The organism is Dyella sp. SG609, assembly GCF_012275375.1.
In the GTDB taxonomy this organism is placed as follows: Bacteria; Pseudomonadota; Gammaproteobacteria; order Xanthomonadales; family Rhodanobacteraceae; genus Dyella_D; species Dyella_D marensis.
The window spans coordinates 25,593-49,024 of the sequence record NZ_JAAZQJ010000001.1; the positions used below are offsets into that span (position 1 = coordinate 25,593).

Sequence of the window (23,432 nt, forward strand, 5' to 3'; positions counted from 1 at the left end):
GGCGTTCAGTGGCTTACGCCAACCACGATGCCCGAGCCGATCCATTCCGCCAGCAGCTGGCCCGCACGCGCAATGCCTGGCTCTTCGCCGAGGCGTTCGGCCAGCGCATCGCACAGCGCGCCGAAATGCCCGTCTTCCTGCAAGGAAAGCAGGGCCGCATGTTCGATCGCATCGACCTGGCGCAGGCGTGATATGAAGCCCTGGCGCCAGGCGACGAGACCTGCCGGTGCTTCGAGCATTTCAGCCTCCGGCACCGGCGTTTCGTCCTGCAGCGCCGACCAGATCGCCATCGCGTTGGTGGTGGCTGCGCGGTGGCGCAGCCCGGGGCTCAGGCGCAGCTTAGCCGTCTCCCAATCGACGCCATCGAGATCGGTGGGCGAGAGCGCCGCCGCATCGGCCGCGACGAAAACCTCCGACAGCGTCCATTCGATCCACGCAAGCTCCTGCAGGTCGGGATTGTGCGGATACAGCGCCTGCAGGCTGTCGGGGAGATCGGCGCCATAGGCGTCGAGGGTCCACGAGGAAGGCGGTTGCCGGTCGATGTAATGGATGGCCAGCTGCAGGAAGGCCTCGTCGCCCATGGCCAGCTTCAGTTGCGGATAGCTGGCGCGCAACACATTGACCAGTTGCGTACGGTAGTTGTTCTGGTAGGCAGCCAGGCCGCGCGTAGCGACCAGGCCACGACGCAAACCGTCGTCGTCTCCCGCCCGCACCAGCCAGTCGCTGAAATCCCGCTGCATTTCGGCCAGCATCACGCAGCCTCCTTCACCGCCGCATGGCCATCGCGCAAGCTTCGGGCGATAGTCAGTTCCGCGAGCAGCTCCGGCAACGGCGGAATGGCGTCGTCGCGTTCGATCATGGTGGCGACCGGGCCGAACATCGCGGTGGCGGCGGCATACAGCGACCACACTTCGTCGTTGACCGGCTGGTCGTGGGTGTCGATCAGCAGATCCTCGCCCTGGGTGTGTCCAGCCAGGTGGATCTGGCGCACGCGGTCGGCGGGTATGCCGTGCAGATAGGCCTGCGCATCCCAACCGTGGTTCTGCGCACTGACATGGATATTGTTGACGTCCAGCAACAGGCCGCAGCCGGTGCGGCGGCTCATCTCGGCAATGAATTCCCATTCGGCCATGGTGGACGCCGCGAAGCTGACGTAGCTGGACGGGTTTTCGAACAGCATCGCGCGGCCCAGCGCTTCCTGCGCCATGTCGATGTTACGGCAGACCACGGCCAGCGTTTCCTCGGTGTAGGGCAGGGGCAGCAGGTCGTGCGAATTGAAATGGGCGAAGCGCGACCAGCTCAGGTGATCGGAAACGAACAAGGGCTCGATCGTATCCGCCAGCTTGCGCAGGCGCTTCAGGTAATCGACGCGCAAGCCATCCGCGGACCCGATCGACATGGACACGCCATGCAGGATCACCGGGTGGCGTTCGCGCACGCGGCGCAGGATGTCCAGTGGCTGGCCGCCATCGACCATGAAGTTCTCGGAGATCACTTCGACGAAGTCGACCGGCACGTCGTTGTCGAGAAAGTCGCGGTAGTGCTCGCGGCGCAGGCCGAGGCCGTAGCCGTCGAAGGTGGGGTTGGCGTGGGGCATGGTGTTGCTCCTGCGTTCGCTTGAAAAAGGAGGTTGATTGCTCGCCTCGACCAGCCCCCTCTCCCCTCCGGGGAGAGGGTTGGGGTGAGGGGCCGGGCGGAGCGCGACGTCGAATCTGGAGGAGGGCTCAAAAGCTTTTCTCCGCTCCGTTGAAATCTCGTGGCGAGCCCCGGCCCCTTATCCGCCTGCCGGCACCTTCTCCCCGGAGGGGAGAAGGGAGGCTCCGACTTGGAGCCTATTTACTTTGGCTCAGTCAACGTCCCGCCCGCCGCCAGGCACTCCGCCTTCGTCTTCACGACGACGCCCTGACCTTTGCAGTCATTAAGCCCTTTGCAATCGTGCTTCGAAGTGGCGCACAGGCTCTCGCCCTTGCAGCTGTTGACGCCATAGCAGCGCACCGGTTCGCGCTGCTGCGAACCCTGGTCGGCCGCCTTGACCGGCGAGATGACGGAAGCCGCGGCAATGGCGATGAGTGCGGCCGCGGCAGCGAGGCTGGAACGGGACCTGGTAGCGATGATGCTCATGAGGTGACTCCTTGAATGGATGGAATGGAATAAGAGAGAAGAAACTCAACGCACGCCGTTGGCGGCGTCCTCGATCACCCTGGCCACGGCCTCGGGCTGCGAGATGTACACGGCGTGGCTGGCCTTGATTTCGGTGACCTTGGAGCCGGCGCGCTGGTACATCCAGCGCTGCAGGTCGGGGCTCAGCGCGCGGTCGTCGGTGGTGACCACGGCCCAGCTCGGCTTGCTGTGCCAGGCGGCGACCTGCATGGTGGCGCCGAAGGCGGCGGTGCTGGCGGGCACCTGCGAGACGGCCATGAAGTCCGTGCGGTTCTTGCCGAGGTCGCCGGCGAAGTCGTCGCCGAATTTCCGCGGATCGAAATACAGATGGCCGTCGCGGGTCGGCATCACGTCGTTGCTGGGCGAGGGCATCGAGCCCACCACCTGCGACAGGCTCTCGCCCACGTCGGGCTGCACGCCGGCGACATAGACCAGCGCCTTCACCTTGTCGCGGTTGCCGGCCTGGGTGATCACCGCGCCGCCGTAGCTGTGGCCGACCAGCACCACCGGGCCGTCCTGCTGGCGGATCAGTTCGCGCACCTGTTCGGTGTCGTTGGCGAGCGTGTCGATGCGCGGCTGCGCAACGACCACCTTGTAGCCCTTGTGGATAAGGATGTCGTGGACGACGCGCCAGCCGGAGCCGTCGACGAACGCGCCGGGCACGATCACGACGTTCTTGATGGCGGGCGTGGGCGCCTCGGCGGCGGTGGCTGCGCCGGTGGCGACGGCCATGGCGATGGCAATACCTAGCAGGGTACGCATGGAATGGATTCCTGGTTGACTAAGCGGTTGGAGTGGGTTGGCAAAAAGAATTTCAGCGTTGGCGCCGCCGCAGGCGGTCGAGCGACCAGTCGCCGCCGCCGTAGACGATCAGCGGGAGCAGCAGGGCGGCCCAGGTCAGATGGGTGGGCCAGGCCAGCGGGTAGACGAAGATCTCGATCACCGCGGTCATGCCCAGCAGTGCCAGCGCCGACCAGCGGGTGAACAGGCCGGCCACCAGCAGCACGGGGAACAGATGCTCCGCACCGGTGGCGAGCCGGGCCGCCCAGTCCGGCGGAATCACCGGCAGGGCGTACTCGGCGACGAACAGGTCGTAGGTCGACTGCTTGATGGTGAGAAAACCTTCGACCTTGGTGCGCCCGGACTGGAAGAACACCGCGGCGATGGCCAGCCGCCCGATCAGCAGCAGCGCGGCCTCCGGCAGCGCGCGGTTCCAGCGCGACGTGGTCGTCGCCACCGTGTTCATTGGCGAGGCTCCAGCGTGCCGTAGCCCTTGGGCGTCTTGATCGTGGTGCAGGTGCCCTTGTCGACCAGCACCCAGGCATTGCCCTGGTAGTCGGTCTTGGACGTGCCGGCGCAGGTGGTGCCGGCGCCGGCGGCGCAGTCGTTCTTGCCGGCGAGAGACACGCCGTAACATTTTTCCAAGGGCTTCCTCTGCGCTTCGTCGGCATGGGCCGAGGCGGCGAAACAGGCGAGACCCAGGGCGAGGGTGGCGGCGAGCTTGGCGTGCGTGCGGTGCATCGGTGTTCTCCTTGGGATGGTGTAGGTGTGAGAGCTCAGATCAGGTGGATCGCGACGTCGATGTTTCCGCGCGTCGCCTTGGAGTACGGGCAGGTCTGGTGGGCGCCGTCGACGATGGCCTGGGCGGTGTCGCGATCGAGGCCCGGCAGGCTCACGTTGAGCCGCGCCTGCAGGAAGTAGCCGCGCTCGGGCGTATTACCGAGGTCCACGTCGGCCTGCACTTCGGTGCCGGCCGGCAGGCGCACGCCGATCGACTGCGCGGCGAAGCCCATCGCGCCGATAAAGCAGGCGGACCAGCCGGCGCCGAACAGCTGCTCGGGATTGGTGCCGGCGCCCGGCGCACCCGGCGGGGTCAGCTGGATGTCGAGGCGGCCGTCGTCGCTGCGCGACTGGCCGTTGCGGCCGCCGGTGGTGGTGGTCTTACCGGTGTAGAGAACGTTGCTGCTCATGGGATGGTTTCCTGGTGGTTGGCCATCGCGCCGGAATGGCGGCGGCCGGTGGACACAGGAAACCGCGGCGGCGTATCCCGCTTGTGTCGCCGCGGGTGCCCAAAGGCAACGCAATGTGTAGCGGGCGGGGGCCGATACGTTTCGATACAAAAGCCGCGGCGCGGGCGCCGGTGCGGGCCCGGGCGGCTTGTACATTCGGATACAAAAAGCCGCTTCGGCGGACATGGAGGGGATAAGGCGCGGCGCTTCAATACGCACCTGGGCAGCGCATGCGCTGCATCGCCATCACGAGGACATCCCCATGCGTTATCTGAAAATCACCGCCGCCGCGCTGTTCCTGGCCGCCGCCTGCGTGGCCGTCTGGCCCGGCACCACTCCCGCTGCCTTGGCGCCGGAGCGCGAGGCGCGCCCCGCACCGGAACTGGCCGGCGCCGGCCCGTGGTTCAACTCCGCGCCGCTCACGCTGGCCGGCCTGCAGGGCAAGGTGGTGCTGGTGGAGTTCTGGGCGCGCGAATGCATCAACTGCATCCACGTGCTGCCGCACACGCGCGAGTTGCACGACCGCTATGCCGGCGACGGCCTGGTGGTGATCGGCGTGCACACGCCGGAATACGACGAGGAGCGCGACCCCGCCGCGCTCAAGGCCGCCATCGCGCAGTACAAGATCGACTGGCCGGTGGTGGCCGACAACGACTACAAGCTGTGGAATGCCTATGGCAACCGCTACTGGCCGGCGCTGTATCTGATCGACCGCAACGGAAAGCTGGTCTACAGCCACTTCGGCGAGGGAAACTACCAGCAGATCGAGCAGCGCGTGCGCACGCTGCTCGGCAAGGCCTGAACGGGCGCGCCGCAACGGGGCAAGGTATGGACCACATCGACAACATCCTGGTCGTGGACGACGACCGCGAGATCCGCAACGGCGTGGTGGACTACCTGCGCAAGAACGGCCTGCGCGCCAGCGCGGCGGTGGACGGGCGCGACATGTTCGCCCAGCTCGACGGCTCGGCCTTCGACCTGGTGGTGCTGGACATCATGATGCCGGGCGACGACGGCCTGGTGCTGTGCCGCACGCTGCGCGGCGGCAAGCACCGCGCGCTGCCGGTGGTGCTGCTCACCGCGCGCGACGACGAGACCGACCGCATCGTCGGCCTGGAGATGGGCGCGGACGACTACGTGACCAAGCCGTTCGCGCCGCGCGAACTGCTGGCGCGGATCAAGGCGGTGATCCGCCGCACGCGCATGCTGCCGCCCAACCTGCGCGTGACCGAGGCGGCCAGCGAGCTGGCGTTCGGCCGCTGGCGGCTGGACACCACCGCGCGCCACCTGCTCGACGAGCACGGCACCATCGTGCCGCTCAGCGGCGCCGAGTTCCGCCTGCTGCGCGTGTTCCTCGACCATCCGCAGCGCGTGCTGTCGCGCGACCAGTTGCTCAACCTCACCCAGGGGCGCGACGCGGAGCTGTTCGACCGCTCGATCGACCTGCTGGTCAGCCGCCTGCGCACGCGGCTTTCCGACAATGCCAAGGACCAGGCCTACATCAAGACGGTGCGCAGCGAAGGCTATGTGTTCAGCATGCCGGTGACCGTGCCGGGCGAGGGCGCATGAGCGCGCAAGCCGCACGCACGCCGCGCTGGTTGCCGCGCAGCATGGCGTCGCGGCTGTATCTGATCATCGTCGTCGGGTTGGCGCTGGCGACCGGGTTGTCCTTGGCCTTGGCGTTCTACGAGCGCTTCGAAAGCGCCACCGCGGTCATGCTCAATACGGTGGAGCACGACGTGGCCACCTCGGTCGCCGTGCTCAATCGCCTGCCGGCGGCGGAGCGCGCCGATTGGCTGGGGCGGCTGGAGCGCGACAACTACCGTTACCTGCTGGACGCGGGCAAGCCGGGTTTTCCGCTGATTTCCCAGCGCTCGCGCGAGTTGTCGCAGCGCATCGCCAACGAAGTCGGCCCCGCGTACCGCGTGCATGCCGAGGCGATTTCCAAGGTGCCGGAACGCTACCAGGTGCACTTCACCCTGGGCGATGGCACGCCGCTCACGCTGGAAGTCACGCCCGCGCTCAAGCCGGTGCAGCCCTGGCTGCCGCTGGTGCTGGTGCTGCAGCTGGCGACGGTGCTGCTGTGCGCATGGCTGGCGGTGCGGCTGGCGACGCGCCCACTCAGCCGGCTGGCCGAGGCGGCGGAGGCGATGACGCCGACCGCCGACGGTCCGCGCCTGCATGAGGACGGCCCCACCGAAGTGGCGCAGGCCGCGGTCGCCTTCAACACCATGCAGGAGCGCATCGCGCGGCATCTGAAGGAGCGCCTGCACATCCTCGCCTCGATCTCGCACGACCTGCAGACGCCGATCACCCGCATGCGCCTGCGTGCCGAAGGGCTGGCCGACGGCGAGGAGCGCGACAAGCTGCTGGGCGACCTGAAGGCGATGGAACACCTGGTGCGCGAAGGCGTGGCCTATGCGCGCAGCGCGCACGGCGGCGCGGAGACGCCGGTGCGGCTGGACATGGATGCCTTCCTGGAAAGCCTGGTGTTCGACTACCAGGACATCGGCAAGCCGGTGACGCTGGAGAGCGTGGCCGGCGGCACCGCGATGGTGCGCCGGCAGGCGCTGCAGCGCGTGCTGGGCAATCTGGTCGACAACGCGATCAAGTACGGCGGCTCGGCCGCAGTGTCGTCGTGGCGCGACGCGGGCGGCGCCTTGTGCATCGCGGTGGCCGATCGCGGGCCGGGCATCCCGGAAGACGAACTCGAACAGGTGCTGCAGCCGTTCTACCGGCTGGAGGCTTCGCGCAACCGCGACACCGGCGGCGCGGGCCTGGGCCTGGCGATTGCCGCGCAGTTGGCATTGGCGATCGGCGGCGCGCTGAAACTTGCCAATCGCGAGGGCGGCGGACTGGTGGCGACCGTGAGCCTGCCTTGAGCGGGCGCCCGATGGGCATGTCATAAAAGGTGGCATCTTCGACATTTAAGTCGAAGGCCGCCAGGCATACAAAGTCCGCATCTGCCCGGCATCCCGCTGGCGCATGCGGAGCATCGACATGAGCACCCACCCATACGGCACCGCCCTGATCACCGGTGCCTCCACCGGTATCGGCGCCATCTACGCCGACCGCCTGGCCCGCCGCGGCCACGACCTGATCCTGGTGGCGCGCAACCGGCAGCGCCTGGACGAACTGGCCCGCCGCCTCACCGACGAAACCGGCCGCTCGATCCAGGTGTTTCCCGCCGATCTCGGCGATCCGGCCGGCGTCGCCGGCGTGGAGCAACTGCTGCGCACCGATCGCAGCATCTCGATGCTGGTGAACAACGCAGGCATGGGAGCGGTGTCGCCGCTGCTGGAATCGGATGTGGCGCGCATGACGCAGATGATCGAGCTGAATATCGGCGCGCTTACGCGTCTCACCTATGCGGCGGTGCCGGGTTTCGTCGAGCGCGGGCAGGGGGCGGTGATCAATATCGCTTCGGTGGTGGCCATTGCGCCGGAGCTGCTCAATGGCGTGTACGGCGCCACCAAGGCCTACGTGCTCGCGTTCACCCGCTCGCTGCAACACGAACTCGCCGCGCAAGGCATTCGCGTGCAGGCGGTGCTGCCGGGTGCGACGGCGACGGAATTCTGGGCGGACTCCGGCAAGCCCGTGAGCGAATTGCCGCCGGCCATCGTGATGACGGCGGAGGCGATGGTCGATGCCTCATTGGCCGGCTTCGACCAGGGCGAGGTGTTCACCATCCCGGCGCTGCCGGAACTGGGCGACTGGGCCGCCTACGAAGGCGCCCGCGAAAAGCTGCTGCCGCAACTCTCGCGTGCGCAGCCGGCGGTGCGCTACCTGCGCGCGGTGGATTGAGCTTCAGGCCCGTGCGATCGCCAGCAACGCGCCTGTCAGCGCCAGATTGGCCTGCCAGGCGCGGATCGCCGCTTCGCGCGCCGCGCCTTCGGCGCGCCGGAAGTCCAGCATCATCAGCGAGGCCAGCACGGTGAATGCGGCCAGGCCCAGTGCGGCGAGGCGCAACTGAAACTGCAGCGCGAGCATCGTTCCGGCGATGAGCTGGAAGATCGAGCCGATAGCGAGCGTGGCGTCTGCGCAGGGAATGCGGCGCGCGGACAAGGTGGCGGACAGGCCGGCAAAGTGGCGGAAATGCAGCGCGCCGTTCACGGCGTAGTACAGGCCGAGCAGGACGTAGCCGAAAGAGGCCAGCCATGGAAGTGCAAGCATGCGGGACGCCTTGGATCGCCGGTGGATCCAAAGTGTCCGCAAGGCGCAAGCGCGGTGCGGTCCCGATCTTGCTGAATCGGCGCGGCGCTATCCCGCCCCTTCGAGCTGCGCGGCAAGCCGCGGTTTCAGCGCTGGCCATTCCTCGCTCACGATGCTCGCGCCGGTTCACCGACCTGCGGGCGGCGCAGGCGTTCGCCCTGGCGATTCGATGACGGCCGGCTTGCGGCGCCTCAGGCGGCAGCCGCGCGCACCGATGCCTGCGGGGCGGGTGCGCGCAGCAGCAGATAGAACGCGGCGACGTGGGTGATCATCAGCAGCGGCACGTAGATCACCGGGATCGCATACGCGGCGCCCAGCTCGCCCGCCATGGCGGGAAGGCCCGCCTGCACGGCGTGGTAGTAGTCCAGCAGCAGGTCGGCCATGCCGACCGCGTTGAAGGCGGCCACGCAGGTCCAGAACATCGGGCGCATGCGCACCGTCATCAGGGCCAGCAGGGCCAGTACGCCAGTGGCCAGATCCGCATAGGCCGCGAAGCCGGCGAAGCTTGCCGGCAGATGCGGACCGACGACGCCGGGCATGATGAAGACCAGGCCGAAGAAGCGGAAGCTGTGCAAGGTGGCGATGGCGCGGAGCGCATCGATGCGCTCCATCGAGCGCAGCCAGGGCCAGAGATAAGCGCGGAAGCAGAGCAGCCAGGCAACGTAGCCAAGGATCATCTGCGTCAGAAAGATAGCGGCAGGCAACATGTCGGCCCCCCATCGGGTGGTGGCTTGGGTCTATGCCGGAAACGCCGCGGGCGTCGAAGGCGCTGCGGCTCCATTTGGTACCGGTTGGTACCGGTGAAACTCATGCTACGGTACTGGCGGGTACCAATGCAAGGATCTTTACGTGAAGAAGCCAGCCAGCGTCGAAGCCGGTCCAGCGCCGGTGCGCGAGCGGATCCTGCACGCCGCCATGGAAAGCTTCATGGAGCTGGGCTACACCGAGGCCAGCACCTTGAAGATCGCCACGCGCGCCCAGGTCTCCAAGCGCGAGCTGTATGCGCTGTTCGGCAGCAAGCAGGCGATGCTCGCCGCCTGCGTCGCCGACCGCGCGGAGCGCATGCGGTTGCCGACCGGCTTGCCGGCGCCGCTCCATCGCGAAGAGCTGGCCGCCATGCTGGCGAAGCTCGGCGCCACCGTGCTGCGCGAAGTGACGCAGCCTGGCGTGATGGCGGTCTTCCGTCTCGCCATCACCGAGGCGCAGCGCGCGCCTGAAGTGGCGGCAACACTCGATACCGCCCGCGCTTCGATCCGCATCGCGGTGCACGACCTCGTCGCCCAGGCGCAAGCGTCCGGCATGCTGGCCGCCGGCGATCCGCGCGAGATGAGCGCCCGCTATCTTGCGCTGCTCTGGGGCGACCTGATGATCAGCCTGCTGCTGCGCCTGCGCGAGGCGCCCAAGCCGAAGGAATGCGAACAGCGGGGCGGCCAGGCCGCCGCGGATTTTCTGCGGCTCTATCCGGCGGCGCGGCGCTGATGCCGATGCAGCTGGACGAGCTTGGCGAGCGCATCGGCGGCACCCGCCGTCCGCGCGCCATCGAACCCTGCTGCCGCCAACGGGACCTGCAACGCCAGCGCCACGCGCTGCGCAACCATGTGAGCGTCGCGTCACGGAAGATGCTGCACGAGCACGCCGGGCGGGGCTGCCCTATGGCCTGAGCGCAGCGCTCGCGTTATCGTCGCCTCATGCCAAGGGGCTTGCATGCACGCAGGATGCGCGCCGCGGTCCCCTGGCCACCGGGCCGATCCGCGCATACGGCGTCAGGGGGAGGAAGCAGGCAGGTCATGGCGACGACGAGCGGTCCGCCGAAAGGGCCATCCCTGTTGAGCATCTTCGTGTTCGGCAGCCTCACGGCCGTGCTGCTGTTCGCCGTGCTGATGAGCGGCCTGCGTTCGGATTTGCGCGCCCAGCTGGGCGAGAGCAGCCATCGCACGCATGAGGTGGCTGCGCACGTGTCGCAGGCGGTACGCATGCCGCTGCGCTTCAGCGCCAATTCGCTGACCTTCATCGCCGAGGAATCGAACCGGCTGCACAGCGTGGCGCCGGAGCAGAGCGAGGTGCTGCTCAAGGGCATGGTGGCGGAGATCATGCGGCGGCAGCCGCAGATCCTGCATATCGACGTGGTGGATGCGGCGGCCTCGGCCTCGTCGGGCACGGTGCCGGAGGTATCGACCGGCACCGTATGGGCCTCCTGTGGCATGGGCGAGCTGCGCACCGTGGGCGCGCCATGCTTCGGCCCCGTGGAGAAGACGGCCGGCGGCGAAGTGATGTACGTCGGGGCGCCGTTCGACGAGCATCGGCGGATCGTGGCGGACATGCAGGTCGCCGCGCTGGAGCGCGCGGTGGTGAACGTGCCGCATGCGAACGACATCTTCTTCGCGCTCGAAGATGCGCAGGGCCGCGCGATCGTGCAGGGCGGCGATGCCAGGGCCGCCGCCGCGGATGCCAACGCATTGGTGGCGCCATGGTGGGTGCGCCATCTGTTCGGCTGGCAAGGGCCGCTGCCGTTGCGGGCCACCACGGCCATCGAGCCGTATCCATTCAAGGTCGTCGCCGGCATCACCTACCAGAAGGCGCTGGCGCCGTGGCGCCGGCAGGTAATCGCGGCCACCGCCTTCTATCTGTTCTATCTGTTCGCCTTCGCCAGCCTGCTGGGCGTGATCTATCGCTCCGGCAAGGTGCAGCGCTATTACATCGAACACCTGCAGGCCAAGACGCAGGAACTGCACACCGCGCAGCGCGTGGGCCGCACGGCGATCTGGACGTTCCAGCAGGGCCGGCTGGCCTGCACCGACGAAGAGGGCGAGATCTTCGGCCTGCCCGGCGGGAGCAAGGCGGCGAGCGTGCGGGCATTCCTGGCCATGGTGCATCCGCAAGATCGTGCGCCGCTGATCGCCCAGGCCGGCGCCGCATGGAGGAACCAGGACAACCTGCGCGCCGAATTCCGCATCCGTACCGCCGACGGCAGCGAGCGCAGCCTCTCCGCGGGCGGCAAGGTGGTGGTCGGCCAGGACGGCGCACGGTTCATGACCGGCACCGTCGTCGACGTCACCGAACAGGCGCAAGCGCATCGGCGCCAGGCCGAGAGCGAGCAGCGCTTCCATTCGCTGTTCGACCGCAATCCGTTGCCGTTCTGGGTGTTCGATGCCGAGTCGCTGCGCATTCTCGAGGTGAACGCCGCAGCGGTGCAGGTTTATGGCTATACGCGCGAGGAGTTTCTCGCGATGACCATTTTCGATCTGCGCGATCCTGGCGAGAGCCCCGGTCTGGTGGCGTACCTGGCGTCCGGTGACGCGCGCGGCGCGCCGAAAGTGTGGACGCATCGAACCAGGCAGGGCCGGGCGATCGAAGTGCGCATCCATGCCGCCGACATCGTCTTCAACGGCGTGCCGGCGCGGCTGGTGCTGGCCGAAGACGTCGGCCAGCAGCTGGCGGGCGAACGCGAGCTGGCGTATCGCGCTTCGCACGATCCGGTGACGAAACTGCCGAACCAGCATGCCTTGCTGGCGAAGCTGGACGAGCTGGCCGCCGAAGGCCAGCCGTTCGGTGTCACCTACGTTCAATTGCTGGGCATGGATGCGGTGGCCGATACCTTCGGCATCAACGTCGCCGCCGGTGTGCTGCGCGCGATGACCGCGCGGCTGGTGCAGCGGGTGGGCGGCGATGGTTTCCTGGCGGCGGTGAACGACGAAGCATTCGCCTGGGTCGCGCCGCGCGAGCGCATGAGCGAGGCCGCGCTGCAGGCGGTGGTGCAGTGCGCCGCGGATCCGCTGTATTTCGAGGAAACCCAGCACCAGATGGAGATCGTGCTCGGGGTCGCCAGCTACCCCAAGGACGGCAGCCAGGGCGACGTGCTGTTCGCGCGCGCCGCGCTGGCCGCGCATGCGCATGTGCGCAGCCACCGTTCGGTGCATTACTTCGAGCCGGCGCTGGCGCAGCAGTCGAAGGAGCGCATGCAATTCTCGGCCAGCCTGCGGCGCGCGGTGCGGCGCCACGAGTTCGAAATGTATTTCCAGCCGATCACCGGCTTTCCCGACCAGCGCCTGATCGGCCTGGAAGCGCTGATGCGCTGGCCGCAGGCCGACGGTTCGCTGATACCGCCGTCCACCTTCATTCCGGTGTGCGAGGAGTCCGGCCTGATCGTGCCGCTGGGACGCTGGGTGCTCAGCCAGGTGGCCAAGGCCAGCCTGCAATTGAAGGAGGCCGGTTTCGACGATCTGCCGATCGGCGTGAACATCTCGCCCGCGGAGCTGCGCGGCAGCGATCTGGTCGCCAACCTGCGCGCGGTGCGCGCGGCCTACGAGCTGGCCGACCACGCCATCCATATCGAGCTTACCGAGAGCTGCCTGATCGAGCACCGCGACAAGGCCATCGAAGTGATGCGGCAGCTGCGCGCCGATGGCGTGGCGGTGGCGCTGGACGATTTCGGCACGGGCTTTTCCAGCCTTTCCTATCTGCACGACCTGCCGATCGACATGCTCAAGATCGATCAGGCCTTTATTCGCGGCGTCGACAGCGACGCGCGCTCGGCGACGATCTGCGATGCCATCATCGCGCTGGGCAAGAGCCTGGGCATCCGCGTGATCGCCGAAGGCATCGAGCGGCCCGCGCAATACCAATGGCTTTATCGCCATGGCTGCGATGGCGCGCAGGGCTTCTACCTGGGCCGGCCGGAGCGGCTCGCGGATTTCCTGGCGCAGTGGACGCCGGCCAGGGCAAGGGTGGAGTAGGCGGGGCGCCAGGCGCCTGCACCCCTGGCCATTCGGTCTACTTGAAGGCCACCAGGGCCGCGAGTACTTTCCCCCGGCCTCGCGGCGGGGAAGCAACAGTGCGCTGGTCCGCAGTTTTCGCCGGCGCGGCGCCTTAACCTGACGCGCACATTCGGGTTGGCAAACTGATTCATCGAACGTCAGGGACAGGCGCGCCGCGGCCACGCGGGCGACCACGACGAAGCACGGGGCAGCACAGGGACTGGATGTGCCAAAGACACGAAGCGGACAAGGATCTCGCATGCATCATGCAGCTTCGCGCACACCGGCCGCGGGCCGGTTCATGCTGTTCGCCGCCATCGGTATGCTGGGCGCCGGCCCGCTCCTGGCCGCGTCCGGCCAGCCACACGATCACGTCAAGGAGAAACATGCGATGACCACGTCGGCAGCTACCGACTCTCTCAGCGCGAGCCAGGCGCTGCAGCGGACGCTGGAACTGATCCGCGGCAGCAAGAGCGTCGCGGACATCACTCCGGAGTCCATGCAAGGCGCGTTCGGCGTGCCGGTGAAGAAGGTCGACTCGGAGGAGTTCGGCTACGGCCAGCGCCTGCCGGGCAACTGGGCCTTCAGCATCATGCGCCAGGAAGTGGACGGCGAAGGGCGCGTGGACCTGAACTTCGATCCGCTGCCGGGTACCCAGGCGGCGCTCAAGGATATCTGCGAGCCGGATTTCGCCCGCTTCACCGCGGAGCTGGAATCGATGGGCTTCGCCCGCCATTCCGCGCACGGCGAACACAATCGCTGGACCTACGACGCGTTCGAGCGTCCGGGCATGCGCGTGGAGGTGTATCCGGAGGTGGAACACGCCGACAACGGCGAGCCCTCCGGCCCGACCTGCGTGAAGATGGTGCTGGTACGGTAAGGAGACCGTCATGCCTTTGACTACACAAGCCCAGGCGGTGGTGGATGCGTTCGGGCACCAGCCCGGCGTCACCGCGCAACAGCTGCAGAACCTGCAGAACACCCTCAACGGTTCGCCCGCGCTGACCCAGGAGGTCAACGACGCGGTGGCGGCGGGACACCTGCAGCGCATCGTGCCGCTGAACAATCCGCACGCGGGCGGCGAATACAGCCCGCAGGACAAGGAAATGCGGCTGCCGCTGACGATGCTCACCTCGCCAGCGCACGGCAGCTACCAGGCCGGCGAAGCCACCTTCGTGCTGGGCCACGAGCTGCAGCACGGCTTCAATGCCGCCGAGAAGGCCCAGGCCAGCGCCAGGTTCGGCCAGGAACTCACGGCGGTGGCGCAGTCGCCCGGCCACCAGCACGACTACACCGCGCCGATCGGCAACCTCATTGCCGCCAGCCGGCGCGACGAGGCGGGCGCGGAGATCTCCGGCTGGAATGCGATCGTCAGCGCCGCGCAGAAGGATGCGGCGGACCACCATCGCCCGGCGCCCACGCTGCAGGACATCTACAAGCAGCAGCCGTTCCGCATGAATGACTTCATCGACGTGGACCGCAGCCACGTGCCGCCGACCTATTCGATGAAGCCCAACCTCGAGGTCGACGCCAACCTGCACATGGCGACGTCGGCGAAGAACCTCGAAGGCATGGGGCAGAACTACTTCGACCGTGCCGGCGGCCTGGGCCACAACGGCAATTCCAGCTACGCCAACTATTACGGCGCCAACGCCATCAGCGACGCGATCCGCTTCGAGCGGCACTACAATCCGCCGCAGCCGGGCGTGCCCGCGCACGAGCTGCGGGTGGACATGGCGAATCTGCGTCTGAGCCCGAACATCGTGGCGCAGAACGGCATCGACCTGGGCAGCAACACCACGCCCGTGCCTTATGTCGACCGCAGTTCCGGCACGTCGGTGGATGCCACGTTCCGGCACAGCGCCACCACGCATACCTACCAGCCGATCGCTCCTCTGCCTTCCGGCGCGGAACCCGGCGTGACGCGCCTCGACCAGGCCTCGCATCCCGACAACGGCCTGTATCGCCAGACCCTGGACGCCGTGCACCGCCTGGACGCGCAGGTCGGCCGCCAGCCCGACGTCAGCAGCAACAACCTCGCCGCGGCGGTGGCGGTGCAGGCGCGCCGCGACGGCCTCAACGAGATCAACCACGTCGTGCTGAGCGAGGACAAGAGCAAGGCCTTCGGCGTGCAGGGCGACCTGCATTCGCCCACCAAGCAGATCACCGAGGTGGGCACGGCGCAGGCGGTCAATACCTCGGTCGCGCAGAGCAGCCAGCAGTGGCAGCAGCATCGCGCCGCGCAGCCGGAGCAGCAGGGGCAGCATCAGCAGCAGGGTCAGCAGAACCAGCAGGGTCAGCAGGCCCAGGCGCGCTGAACGTCCCGCGGTAGTTGCCGACGCGATCCACGCGCTGGCAGGACAGCAGACTTATCGAGGTGCCGCTAGCCGGCACCTCTTTTTTTCGGCTGCGCCAAGGCCGGGAATGGACGAGCCATTCCCGGCCTTGTGCATTTACAGCGAGAAACGCAAGGCGCTGGCGCGCCGCTCGACCAGGCCCATGGCGGGCTGGTCCTGCAGGCGCAGGTCGCGCAGCTCGTACGGCGGTGCCACGCCGTGCAGGCTCGCCGGATCGAAGTGCAGGCGCAGCTCGCCGGCACCTGCTTCCAGCCACGCCGCCGACTGCGCATAGGCCACAGGAATCTGCTGGCCTTCGCCGCCGCGTGCGTACAGCACGCCGGACACCGCATAGCGGCTGCCGCTGCGGATGTCGACACCGAGTGCGATATCCACGCCGCCATCGCCGGCGCGCCGCGGTTCGGCATTGCCGATGAAGCGCGCATCGGGCACCGCCACCGCCACCGCGGTGTTGACGTTGCGGCGCACCTCGCGGCCGTTGGCATCGGTGCCGGTCACGGTGCTCTGCACTTCCCACAGGCCGGGCATGGAAGCCTGCTTCGCCGGGGTGGCCATGGCGACGAAGCTGCCGTCGCTGCGGCGTTGAAAGCTCAACGGCGTGGTTTCACCGTCGGGCGAGCGCAGCACGCCGGTGGCGGCGCCCAGTGCGCGCTGCTGCGCGCCGTCGCGCAGGTTCAGCGCCACCTGCAGGTTGCCGCCGAGCAGCAGCTCGGGACGATCGGCCTGCGCTTCCACCACCAACGGGCTTTGCGGCTCGTAGACGTAGACGACATAGCGCCCGTGCGCCTTCGGTGCCTGTAGCGTGGTGCGTCCGGCGCCCAGTTCCGTGCGCAGCTGCAGCGCCATCGAAGCATCGGTGGCCTCCATGCCGGCGGCCTGCAACTGCGCGGTGTCGGCGACGTTGCGCGTGGCCGCATTGCCGTCGAAGCGCTTGCCGCCCACCTGCAGGCGCAGGTCGGCCGGCTGCAGGCGCGTGCCGCCCTGGCCGGGGCTGAGGCGGATGATCGCGCCGGGTGCGGTGGTGGCGAGATCGACGCCGCGCTGCAGTTCGGTGTCGCTCACTTCGCGCCAGTATTCGCGGCTTTCGCGGCGCACCGCCTGCGGCGTGGCCTGCAGCGATTCGGTGGCGTTCAGTGCCCAGCTCACCTGGATCGGCTGCCGCTCTTCATGCACTTGCGGCGCGGCCGGCGCGAGCCGGCTCGATACCGCGGCGGTCGGGCTGGCCATGCGGGCATGCACCAGGGCGGGCACCAGGTCGCCGGCCTGCGCGGGCAGCAGGTTCTGCGTGGCGGCGAAGGCGGACAGGGGCAGGGCGCCGGCGAGCAGCGCCAGCATCATCGGTCGAATGCGCATGGCGGCTTATCCCTTGATGTCGTTGGCGAGGATGGATTCCAGGCCGAAGCAGGCGCGGCGGCTCTGGTTGTGGTTCAGCACCGCGCCCCCGCTGGTGCGCTGCGTATCGCGGAACCACACGCTGCCGGCGGCGGAGGAGCTGCTGCAGTTGATGAAGCCGTCCGAGCAGCTGTCCAGCCAGTTCTGCGTGATCTCCAGGCCCACGCTCTGCGCATAGCCGCCGCAGTAGCTGTCGCCGTTCCACACGGCCGAAGTCACGTCGGTGCCGACCACCGCGCGGAAAGCCACCGGCAGCGCAGGGCGGCCGGCGGTACCCAGCAGGTTCTGCTGGTTGTAGGTGGCCATCCAGCTCACCTGCTGCATGCGCACGGCGTCGTTCTGGTAGCCGAGCAGCCAGCCCAGCGCCGACTCGAATACGTTGCCGTTGATCACCGCATCGGCCAGCGGCGTGCCGGCGCTGGACGGTGCGATCGCATTCACCCGCACGATGCGGCGGATGATGTTCGGATAGCGTGCGTCGTAGGTGGGATTGGACAGGATCCAGCGCATCACGTTGCCGCCGTTGGAATGCGTGATCACGATCAGGCGGTCGATATTGCGGGCGTTGATGAAGTCGGTGAGCTGCTGCGCCAGGCAGCCTGCGGCGCGGTTGTCCCACATGTATTGTTCGAAGTCGCAGTTGACGACGAGCAGGTTCTGCTTGTCGGTGAGCCCGTTGCGCACGCCTTCGACCATGGCCGATTGCCAGTAGTCGTTGGCCGCGTCGGTCTGCTTGCCGGTGCCGTGCACCAGGGCCACGCCGGTGGCTGCATGGGCCGTGGCGCAGGCCAGGCCGAGCAGCAGGATTCCCATCAAAGTTCCGATCGAACGTCGCACGTCAGTTCCCTCCTTGAGTGGGCGCATGGCGTGCAGCCATGCGCGGGTATGGCGTCCGTGCGGGACGAGCGGTGTCGTCGGGAACGGCGCGCCTGCGAGCCGGGCGCGCATGGAGAGCGATGGCGGCGATGCCTGGTGCCGGCTTCCATGCGGACGTAGGGCTGAGCGCGGGGAATCTAGCCGGCGGATCGCCACGGATTCTGTGAAGCGGTGCGGCTATCTTCGTTGCAGCGACATGTCACGCACGCAAGGTGCCGCAACTGCGGGGGCGGCGTGAGCAGGCCGTGATTCTGCAAGTTCTCGCGTTTCGAACGTTTTGAACGAGGCGCGCCGGCGGGCGAAGGTCTTCAGGCTCGCTGCGCTGCCGTGCCGGAGACGTAGCGATTGCCGGGCACGTACCAGCGCCACGGGAAATCCTTGGCGACGCTGATGCCGATGCGCGAGCCGCCGACGATGCCGGCCGGCGGCGCGACGCCATCGTCGACGACGGTGTAGCCGTCCTTGGCGCTCACCAGGTCGATACCGTCCTGTTCGCCGTCGATGCCCAGTGCTTGTGTGAGGCGCGCCGGGCCGCGGCACAAGTCGCGATCGAGTGCGCAACGCGGACGCGCCGCACGCATCCGGGCCAGGCCGTGCATCGGTTCCAGCGCGCGGATCAGCACGGCGCCGCCGGCGCCTTCCGGACCGCATACGCAATTGGCGCACCAGTGCATGCCATAGGTGAAGTACACATACAGATGTCCGGGCGGGCCGAACATGGTCGCGTTACGCGGGGTCTTGCCGCGATAGGTGTGCGCAGCGGGATCGACGGCACCGGCATAGGCTTCCACTTCCACGATGCGGCCGGCGCGGCCATCGGCGGCGGCGAAGATCTTGTTGAGCAGCAGCGGCGCTACGGTGACCGAAGGGCGGTCGAAGAATGCGCGCTGCAGCGGCGTGCCGGGCCAGTGGATCGATGTAGCTTTACGGGCCACGCGTTTCGTCCCTTGGATCCGATGTGAAACGCGCTGCCAGTGCAGCGCCCGAATACGCGCTGTCGTGGGTGATCTCCCTGCCGGCGAAGCGTGGAGGAACGTAGTCCGCCGCCGCCTGTTCGCTGTCGAAATCGATCTCGAAGATCGCCAGCGCGGGTGATGAAAGGTAGATGTCGATGGCGCCGCCCTCCACGGCGTAGCGTTGCTTGTGCACGCGCAGGCCGGGCAGGGCGCGGAGCGCCAGATATTCGTCCGGCGACAGGTAGAGGTTGGTGATCGGATTGGCCAGCGTATCGCCGCGGCCGTATTTCTTGCACAGCTTGTAGACCACCTCGCCATCCGGCGCCTCGATGCGGCGCAGGCGCAGCAGGCTTTGCTCGATGTAGCAGTCTTCGATGCGTCGGCAGGGCAGGCGGGTGAGCTCGGGCAGGCGCGAGGGTTCCACCAGCCAGCGCCGTTCGATTTCCGGCAGCGAATATTTCGGCGGTTTCATGCGCGCTACGGGTCCTGGCCCTGGCCCAGCGAAGCCTTCCAGGTTTGCCAGGTTTCGAGATAGTCGGCGCGGTTGAGCGACTCGGCGAGTTCGCTGATAAAGCCGTACTCGGCTTTCAGCAGGACAAGCCGGTAGTCCTCTTCGATCAGGAAGATCCATGGCACGTTGTCGCGCCTGGCCTGGTCGAACATCGACTCGATGGTTTCGATCTGCGCCTGCATGGCGGTTTGCCGCTGCAGCAGCAGTTCGACGGCTTCGCTGGGTTCCATCACGCTCAACAGCGACAGCGCCACGCCGAACTGCGGGTATTCGTGCTGGGGCGTGGCGGTCCACTCGCGCATCCATGCGTAGAGCTCGTGCCGGCCCAGGGTGGTCAAGGCGTAGACCGTCCGCTCGGGCCGCGAGGTATCGCGCAGGGTTTCGTGCTCGACGATGTAGCCGGCCTTGAGCAACTGCTCCACCACCATGTAGAGCGAGCCGCGGTTGTACTTGATGTTGCGGTCCTTGCCGGTGTCCTTGAGCCGCTTGCCCAGCTCGTAGGGGTGCATCGGACCGGTCAGCAGCCAGGCCATGACGGCCAAAGCCAGCGGATTGGACACTTTTCGACTGCTCACCGGGCCTCCTGTCGCTGCCGTAGGGCAGTGTCGGTGGCTCGATGGTTGAGATCAACTAGTCAGCATCAACTATTTAGCCTATAGTGCCGGCCCATGATCCCGAACCCGCCCGCATCCGATGCCCCCGACCTGCTGCGCCGGCGCGTCTTGGTCGAGGCCTACGATCCCGCCTGGCCGCAGCAGTTCGAGCGCTTGCGGCAAGGCATCCAGGCCGCGGTCGGGGACGCCGCCATCGCCATCGAGCATGTCGGCAGCACCTCGGTGCCGGGGCTGGCGGCCAAGCCGATCATCGATATCGACGTGATCGTGCCGTCCCGCGCCGGCATGGCGGCCGCGATCGAGCGGTTGGCCGGGATCGGCTATCTGCACGTCGGCGACCTGGGCATCGAAGACCGCGAGGCGTTCGAACCGCCGCCGGGTTCGCCGTCGCATCACCTGTATGCCTGCGTGCGCGGCGGCGTGGCGCTGGAAAATCATTTGAAAGTGCGCGACTACCTGCGCGCCCATCCGGGCACCGCGCAAGCCTATGGCGAGCTGAAACTGCGGCTGGCGGATCAATACCCTTACGAGCCGTTCCGCTACAGCATGGGCAAGACGGATTTCCTGCTCACCATCCTGAGCGAGGCAGGCTGCCGCGCCGAAGACCTGCGCGAGGTTCGCCGCGTGAATACCGGCAGTTGAGATACGCGGAATCCTCAACGAGGATCGGCGGGCAGGCGCGATGCACCACCGCTTTGCGGCACGACTGGCTTTGCGGATCCCGCGCCGCATAAGCGTGGCGCGGGACCATAAGTCCATCGTTCAAGCCAGATCGCCCTTAGAGTGGCAATACATTGAAAATATACGTGCCGCTGGCGCTGATCATCCCTTGCGCCGAGTTGCAGGTGTCGTTCAAATTCAGGGTGCCGTTTGCCAGCAGCGGAGTCAGTACGACATTCCCGGTGGCGGATGCGCCCTTATAGAGACCATCGGTAATCGTGCCGGTCGATACGGTGACGATGTTCCCGTTCACCACATTGGCGCTGCTGACGAAGCTGTAGGTGCTGGTCTGGCCGTTCGCCCAATGCAGCACGCGCGTACCGGGGCCGCCGCCAAGCAGATCCAGGCAGGAGGCCGTGCGCGAAATCTGCGCCTGGGCCGTGGCGGGCATCAAGATCGGGGCCGAGGCATGAATGCATACCGGAAAGTTGTCCGCCGTGGTGACGGTCAGCGGGTGCGGCGTATTTGTCAGGCCGGGCGCAAAGCTCACGGTCTCCGTACCGGTGCAGCTGACCAGGTTGGCGGCTTGGGCCCGCACGGGTGTCGATAACACCAGGATGACCGCAAGCCAGGCAATGACGATCGGTGCCAGGCGAAGCCCGAGCCATGCCCGGGACGAAAGGGTGCTTATGAACATGGCGATCTCCTTCTGGCGCGCCGTGGCGGAAGGAAGCGTGCGGATCGCGGGCGCTCCGGCGGGTCCGCAGCGGTTATTGAGAAACACATGCAAGCTTGTGCCGCCAATGGCCGGTCGACCATGCGGATATAAATCGTCCGATCCGGGCGGCCCGCTGTTAATACTGCAAATGGAATTACCTGCGCGCATCGCGCCATGGGTGCTGCGGCATTCCGCGAACCGGGTGTGAAAACGGGCTGCTTGCCAAGTGACGAAGACGTCGGCGTGAGCGCGGTCGCTTCAGCGGGAGCGTCCAGTCATCCCATGCTGTCCAACCGCAACCGATGCCGGAACCGCCGGCTCACCCGCAGCTCGGTGCCGTCGGCCAGCGTGAGCAAGGCGTCGCGCGTCGGCAGCAGGGCGAACCTGCGCACGCGCTCGAGCGCGACGATGGCCGAGCGGTGGATGCGTGCGAAGCGCGCAGGATCGAGACGCTGCTCGATCCCATCCATGCGCGCATGCAGCATGTGCATGCGCGGGCCGCAGTGCAGGATCACGTAATCGCCGCTGGCCTCGATCCAGTCGACCTCGTCCACGGGTATCCACAGCGTCCGGCCGCCCTGCCTGGCCTCGAAGCGGGTCAGCCATGCACCGCCGGGCGACGCGCCGGCATGCAACAGGCGCAGCAGCTTGTCGACCTGCTCGCCGGCCCGTTGCTCGTGCAGGCGGTGCCGAGCGATCCGCAGCGCTTCGTCGAAGCGGTCGTCGTCGATCGGCTTCATCAGATAGTCCAGCGCATGCACGCGGAACGCTTCCAGCGCATAGGCATCGTAGGCGGTCAGGAAAATCACCAGCGGCAGCTCGGCAGGATCAAGCTTCGACAACATCCCGAAGCCATCCATGCCGGGCATCTGCACGTCGAGAAAGAGCAGGTCCGGGCGCAGGGCGGCAATCCGCTCCAGCGCGGTCTCGCCGGAGTCGGCTTCGCCGACGATCTCGACGTCGTGCGCCCGCCGCAGGCACACCCGCACGCCGCGGCGCGCCAGCGGTTCGTCATCGACGACAAGCACGCGGATCATGCCGCCGGACCTGCAGCAGCGCCCGCAAGCCGCGGGATCTCGATAAGCGTTTCCCAGCCACCATCCGGCGTGCCTTGCGCGGCGAAGCGACAGCGATTGCCGTACCGCGCGGCAAGCCGGGCACGTGTGTTCGCCAATCCCAGTCCGCCGCCTTCCGGACGCTTGCTCAGCATGCCCTCGGCACGATTGCGGATAAGGATGCGCACGACCTCGCCATCTCCCGTCACGGTGAGCGACAAGCTGCCACCTTCGGCGAACGGCGCGATGCCATGGCGGATCGCGTTCTCCACCAGCGGTTGCAGCAGCAGGTGCGGCACCGGCGTATCCAGCACGCCTGCATCGCACTGCACCGTAGCGGCCAGGCGCGCGCCGAGGCGGATCTGCTCGATCTCGATGTACTGCTTCACCTGGGTCAGTTCTTTGGCCATGCTCACGTCGCCTTGCCGCGTGGGCTCCAGGGTCGAACGCAGGAAGTCCGCCAGCAGCGCGATCATGCGCCGCGCCGCACTGGTTTCGCCTTCGCCGACCAGGGTGGACACGCCATTGAGCGTGTTGAACAGAAAGTGCGGCGTGATCTGGTAGCGCAATGCCTTCAGCTCCGCGTCGCGCGCCAGCGTTTCGGCGAGCAGCCACTGGCGCTCGCGCTGCTGCGCTTCCTGCCAATGCCAGGCACCGCGATAAAGCGCGGCCCACGCTACCAGCATCAGCGTAGGGCTGAAGGCATTGGCGAAGCCGACGAAGGCCACCGCATACCAATGCGCCGACTCCGGCGGCGGATGGCCGAATGCCGTTTCCAGCGCGGCGCCGGTGGTCGAGCACACGATGCCCATCGTATAGGCGCAGGCGATGACGATGCCGAAGGTGCGCGGCCATGAAGCCTTCGCCACCGCCAGCCGATGGCTGATGGCGAGGATGGCCGGGCTGCACAGAAATGCCATCGCCGTGGTGCCGAGGAAATACATCAGCACCGGGAAAACATTGCGATAGGGCAGCGCGCCCAGCGCACTGACCACGCCATAGCCCAGCCAGCCACCGAAGTGGATCAGCCAGAACCGGGGGCGCTGCCTGGGATCGATGGATTCCGTCATGGGCAGCAGAGTTTGCGCCACGCCAGGTATGCGTGGAAGCCATCCGCGTACCGGTTGACGGCCGCAAGCGGTCCGTTCGCCGAAAAGC

General features: G+C 67.5%; 27 protein-coding genes. 10 read left to right on the plus strand and 17 right to left on the minus strand.

Annotated features, from left to right (window positions below):
- Positions 1-5 precede the first annotated feature (5 nt).
- The 7 genes from FHW85_RS00130 to FHW85_RS00160 form a co-directional block, all read right to left on the minus strand.
- Complete coding sequence (locus FHW85_RS00130; RefSeq protein WP_246866617.1) at positions 6-752, minus strand: DNA-binding domain-containing protein; 747 nt, start codon at positions 750-752, stop codon at positions 6-8.
- Positions 752-1,597 carry a DUF692 domain-containing protein gene (locus FHW85_RS00135; RefSeq protein ID WP_168646914.1) on the minus strand — a complete coding sequence of 282 codons (846 nt, stop codon included), beginning with the start codon at positions 1,595-1,597 and terminating at the stop codon, positions 752-754. The genes FHW85_RS00130 and FHW85_RS00135 overlap by 1 nt, the downstream gene beginning before the upstream one ends.
- 239 nt (positions 1,598-1,836) lie before the next feature.
- Positions 1,837-2,121, minus strand: a complete 285-nt coding sequence (locus FHW85_RS00140; protein ID WP_168646915.1) for a hypothetical protein — start codon at positions 2,119-2,121, stop codon at positions 1,837-1,839.
- Between the two features lie 45 nt (positions 2,122-2,166).
- Entirely contained in the window at positions 2,167-2,922 is a 756-nt protein-coding gene (locus FHW85_RS00145) for an alpha/beta hydrolase (protein ID WP_167253888.1), read from the minus strand.
- 52 nt (positions 2,923-2,974) lie between these two features.
- Entirely contained in the window at positions 2,975-3,406 is a 432-nt protein-coding gene (locus FHW85_RS00150; RefSeq protein ID WP_168646916.1) for a DoxX family protein, read from the minus strand.
- Positions 3,403-3,681 carry a DUF2282 domain-containing protein gene (locus FHW85_RS00155; protein ID WP_168646917.1) on the minus strand — a complete coding sequence of 93 codons (279 nt, stop codon included), beginning with the start codon at positions 3,679-3,681 and terminating at the stop codon, positions 3,403-3,405. Before FHW85_RS00155 ends, FHW85_RS00150 begins: the two co-directional genes overlap by 4 nt.
- Before the next feature lie 35 nt (positions 3,682-3,716).
- Positions 3,717-4,130, minus strand: coding sequence for an organic hydroperoxide resistance protein (locus tag FHW85_RS00160; protein WP_168646918.1), 414 nt, complete (start codon positions 4,128-4,130; stop codon positions 3,717-3,719).
- A 301-nt stretch (positions 4,131-4,431) separates the two neighbouring features.
- Here FHW85_RS00160 and FHW85_RS00165 point away from each other — a divergent pair, with 301 nt between their 5' ends.
- The 4 genes from FHW85_RS00165 (at position 4,432) to FHW85_RS00180 (ending at position 7,973) form a co-directional block, all read left to right on the plus strand.
- Positions 4,432-4,971: a thioredoxin family protein gene (locus FHW85_RS00165; RefSeq protein WP_167253896.1), complete on the plus strand. Its 540-nt coding sequence runs from the start codon at positions 4,432-4,434 to the stop codon at positions 4,969-4,971.
- Positions 4,972-4,997: 26 nt separating this feature from the next.
- Entirely contained in the window at positions 4,998-5,738 is a 741-nt protein-coding gene (locus tag FHW85_RS00170; protein WP_168646919.1) for a response regulator transcription factor, read from the plus strand.
- A complete protein-coding gene (locus tag FHW85_RS00175) occupies positions 5,735-7,051 on the plus strand; it encodes an ATP-binding protein (RefSeq protein WP_168646920.1) in 1,317 nt (438 codons plus the stop codon). Before FHW85_RS00170 ends, FHW85_RS00175 begins: the two co-directional genes overlap by 4 nt.
- A 118-nt stretch (positions 7,052-7,169) precedes the next feature.
- Entirely contained in the window at positions 7,170-7,973 is an 804-nt protein-coding gene (locus tag FHW85_RS00180) for an SDR family oxidoreductase (protein ID WP_168646921.1), read from the plus strand.
- Between the two features lie 3 nt (positions 7,974-7,976).
- On the opposite strand, the gene FHW85_RS00185 is transcribed toward FHW85_RS00180, so the two are convergent.
- The gene (locus FHW85_RS00185) at positions 7,977-8,342 is read right to left on the minus strand and encodes a DoxX family membrane protein (protein WP_168646922.1); all 366 of its coding nucleotides are present in this window, start codon (positions 8,340-8,342) and stop codon (positions 7,977-7,979) included.
- A gap of 230 nt (positions 8,343-8,572) precedes the next feature.
- On the minus strand, positions 8,573-9,088 hold the full coding sequence (locus tag FHW85_RS00190; protein WP_167253907.1) for a hypothetical protein: 516 nt from the start codon (positions 9,086-9,088) through the stop codon (positions 8,573-8,575).
- Between the two features lie 142 nt (positions 9,089-9,230).
- Between FHW85_RS00190 and FHW85_RS00195 the strand changes: the two genes are divergently transcribed.
- From FHW85_RS00195 to FHW85_RS00215, 5 genes are all read left to right on the plus strand, one after another.
- Positions 9,231-9,860 (plus strand): TetR/AcrR family transcriptional regulator, encoded by a 630-nt coding sequence (locus FHW85_RS00195; RefSeq protein ID WP_210427666.1) that lies wholly within the window; start codon positions 9,231-9,233, stop codon positions 9,858-9,860.
- The gene (locus FHW85_RS00200; RefSeq protein ID WP_168646923.1) at positions 9,860-10,042 is read left to right on the plus strand and encodes a hypothetical protein; all 183 of its coding nucleotides are present in this window, start codon (positions 9,860-9,862) and stop codon (positions 10,040-10,042) included. The genes FHW85_RS00195 and FHW85_RS00200 overlap by 1 nt, the downstream gene beginning before the upstream one ends.
- Positions 10,043-10,168: 126 nt before the next feature.
- Entirely contained in the window at positions 10,169-13,114 is a 2,946-nt protein-coding gene (locus FHW85_RS00205; RefSeq protein WP_168646924.1) for a GGDEF domain-containing phosphodiesterase, read from the plus strand.
- A gap of 280 nt (positions 13,115-13,394) precedes the next feature.
- Positions 13,395-14,015 (plus strand): hypothetical protein, encoded by a 621-nt coding sequence (locus FHW85_RS00210; RefSeq protein WP_167253920.1) that lies wholly within the window; start codon positions 13,395-13,397, stop codon positions 14,013-14,015.
- Positions 14,016-14,025: 10 nt separating this feature from the next.
- Positions 14,026-15,453 (plus strand): XVIPCD domain-containing protein, encoded by a 1,428-nt coding sequence (locus FHW85_RS00215; RefSeq protein ID WP_168646925.1) that lies wholly within the window; start codon positions 14,026-14,028, stop codon positions 15,451-15,453.
- A gap of 135 nt (positions 15,454-15,588) precedes the next feature.
- Here FHW85_RS00215 and FHW85_RS00220 read toward each other — a convergent pair whose 3' ends face one another.
- The 5 genes from FHW85_RS00220 to FHW85_RS00235 all read right to left on the minus strand — a co-directional run bounded on the left by FHW85_RS00220 (position 15,589) and on the right by FHW85_RS00235 (position 19,802).
- Positions 15,589-16,845 (minus strand): DUF4785 domain-containing protein, encoded by a 1,257-nt coding sequence (locus tag FHW85_RS00220; RefSeq protein WP_246866592.1) that lies wholly within the window; start codon positions 16,843-16,845, stop codon positions 15,589-15,591.
- A 6-nt stretch (positions 16,846-16,851) separates the two neighbouring features.
- Positions 16,852-17,697, minus strand: coding sequence for a hypothetical protein (locus FHW85_RS00225; protein ID WP_208399692.1), 846 nt, complete (start codon positions 17,695-17,697; stop codon positions 16,852-16,854).
- 371 nt (positions 17,698-18,068) lie between these two features.
- Positions 18,069-18,695 (minus strand): DNA-3-methyladenine glycosylase, encoded by a 627-nt coding sequence (locus FHW85_RS22240; RefSeq protein ID WP_343203650.1) that lies wholly within the window; start codon positions 18,693-18,695, stop codon positions 18,069-18,071.
- The gene (locus FHW85_RS22245) at positions 18,685-19,188 is read right to left on the minus strand and encodes a hypothetical protein (RefSeq protein ID WP_246866593.1); all 504 of its coding nucleotides are present in this window, start codon (positions 19,186-19,188) and stop codon (positions 18,685-18,687) included. The genes FHW85_RS22240 and FHW85_RS22245 overlap by 11 nt, the downstream gene beginning before the upstream one ends.
- Positions 19,189-19,193: 5 nt before the next feature.
- Complete coding sequence (locus FHW85_RS00235; RefSeq protein WP_210427667.1) at positions 19,194-19,802, minus strand: PadR family transcriptional regulator; 609 nt, start codon at positions 19,800-19,802, stop codon at positions 19,194-19,196.
- Positions 19,803-19,895: 93 nt separating this feature from the next.
- On the opposite strand from FHW85_RS00235, the gene FHW85_RS00240 reads away from it, so the two are divergent.
- Complete coding sequence (locus tag FHW85_RS00240) at positions 19,896-20,483, plus strand: GrpB family protein (RefSeq protein ID WP_168646927.1); 588 nt, start codon at positions 19,896-19,898, stop codon at positions 20,481-20,483.
- A gap of 136 nt (positions 20,484-20,619) precedes the next feature.
- Here FHW85_RS00240 and FHW85_RS00245 read toward each other — a convergent pair whose 3' ends face one another.
- The 3 genes from FHW85_RS00245 to FHW85_RS22530 form a co-directional block, all read right to left on the minus strand.
- Complete coding sequence (locus FHW85_RS00245) at positions 20,620-21,198, minus strand: hypothetical protein (protein ID WP_167253944.1); 579 nt, start codon at positions 21,196-21,198, stop codon at positions 20,620-20,622.
- Between the two features lie 296 nt (positions 21,199-21,494).
- Positions 21,495-22,256: a LytTR family DNA-binding domain-containing protein gene (locus FHW85_RS00250; protein ID WP_168646928.1), complete on the minus strand. Its 762-nt coding sequence runs from the start codon at positions 22,254-22,256 to the stop codon at positions 21,495-21,497.
- The gene (locus FHW85_RS22530) at positions 22,253-23,365 is read right to left on the minus strand and encodes a histidine kinase (protein WP_168646929.1); all 1,113 of its coding nucleotides are present in this window, start codon (positions 23,363-23,365) and stop codon (positions 22,253-22,255) included. The genes FHW85_RS00250 and FHW85_RS22530 overlap by 4 nt, the downstream gene beginning before the upstream one ends.
- Positions 23,366-23,432 lie beyond the last annotated feature (67 nt).

Bases quoted from the DNA above. Each gene is read 5' to 3' on its own strand.
- FHW85_RS00130 (WP_246866617.1), bottom strand. From the start codon at position 752: ATGCTGGCCGAAATGCAGCGGGATTTCAGCGACTGGCTGGTGCGGGCG.
- FHW85_RS00135 (WP_168646914.1), bottom strand. From the start codon at position 1,597: ATGCCCCACGCCAACCCCACCTTCGACGGCTACGGCCTCGGCCTGCGC.
- FHW85_RS00140 (WP_168646915.1), bottom strand. From the start codon at position 2,121: ATGAGCATCATCGCTACCAGGTCCCGTTCCAGCCTCGCTGCCGCGGCC.
- FHW85_RS00145 (WP_167253888.1), bottom strand. From the start codon at position 2,922: ATGCGTACCCTGCTAGGTATTGCCATCGCCATGGCCGTCGCCACCGGC.
- FHW85_RS00150 (WP_168646916.1), bottom strand. From the start codon at position 3,406: ATGAACACGGTGGCGACGACCACGTCGCGCTGGAACCGCGCGCTGCCG.
- FHW85_RS00155 (WP_168646917.1), bottom strand. From the start codon at position 3,681: ATGCACCGCACGCACGCCAAGCTCGCCGCCACCCTCGCCCTGGGTCTC.
- FHW85_RS00160 (WP_168646918.1), bottom strand. From the start codon at position 4,130: ATGAGCAGCAACGTTCTCTACACCGGTAAGACCACCACCACCGGCGGC.
- FHW85_RS00165 (WP_167253896.1), top strand. From the start codon at position 4,432: ATGCGTTATCTGAAAATCACCGCCGCCGCGCTGTTCCTGGCCGCCGCC.
- FHW85_RS00170 (WP_168646919.1), top strand. From the start codon at position 4,998: ATGGACCACATCGACAACATCCTGGTCGTGGACGACGACCGCGAGATC.
- FHW85_RS00175 (WP_168646920.1), top strand. From the start codon at position 5,735: ATGAGCGCGCAAGCCGCACGCACGCCGCGCTGGTTGCCGCGCAGCATG.
- FHW85_RS00180 (WP_168646921.1), top strand. From the start codon at position 7,170: ATGAGCACCCACCCATACGGCACCGCCCTGATCACCGGTGCCTCCACC.
- FHW85_RS00185 (WP_168646922.1), bottom strand. From the start codon at position 8,342: ATGCTTGCACTTCCATGGCTGGCCTCTTTCGGCTACGTCCTGCTCGGC.
- FHW85_RS00190 (WP_167253907.1), bottom strand. From the start codon at position 9,088: ATGTTGCCTGCCGCTATCTTTCTGACGCAGATGATCCTTGGCTACGTT.
- FHW85_RS00200 (WP_168646923.1), top strand. From the start codon at position 9,860: ATGCCGATGCAGCTGGACGAGCTTGGCGAGCGCATCGGCGGCACCCGC.
- FHW85_RS00205 (WP_168646924.1), top strand. From the start codon at position 10,169: ATGGCGACGACGAGCGGTCCGCCGAAAGGGCCATCCCTGTTGAGCATC.
- FHW85_RS00210 (WP_167253920.1), top strand. From the start codon at position 13,395: ATGCATCATGCAGCTTCGCGCACACCGGCCGCGGGCCGGTTCATGCTG.
- FHW85_RS00215 (WP_168646925.1), top strand. From the start codon at position 14,026: ATGCCTTTGACTACACAAGCCCAGGCGGTGGTGGATGCGTTCGGGCAC.
- FHW85_RS00220 (WP_246866592.1), bottom strand. From the start codon at position 16,845: ATGCGCATTCGACCGATGATGCTGGCGCTGCTCGCCGGCGCCCTGCCC.
- FHW85_RS00225 (WP_208399692.1), bottom strand. From the start codon at position 17,697: ATGGGAATCCTGCTGCTCGGCCTGGCCTGCGCCACGGCCCATGCAGCC.
- FHW85_RS22245 (WP_246866593.1), bottom strand. From the start codon at position 19,188: ATGAAACCGCCGAAATATTCGCTGCCGGAAATCGAACGGCGCTGGCTG.
- FHW85_RS00240 (WP_168646927.1), top strand. From the start codon at position 19,896: ATGATCCCGAACCCGCCCGCATCCGATGCCCCCGACCTGCTGCGCCGG.
- FHW85_RS00245 (WP_167253944.1), bottom strand. From the start codon at position 21,198: ATGTTCATAAGCACCCTTTCGTCCCGGGCATGGCTCGGGCTTCGCCTG.
- FHW85_RS00250 (WP_168646928.1), bottom strand. From the start codon at position 22,256: ATGATCCGCGTGCTTGTCGTCGATGACGAACCGCTGGCGCGCCGCGGC.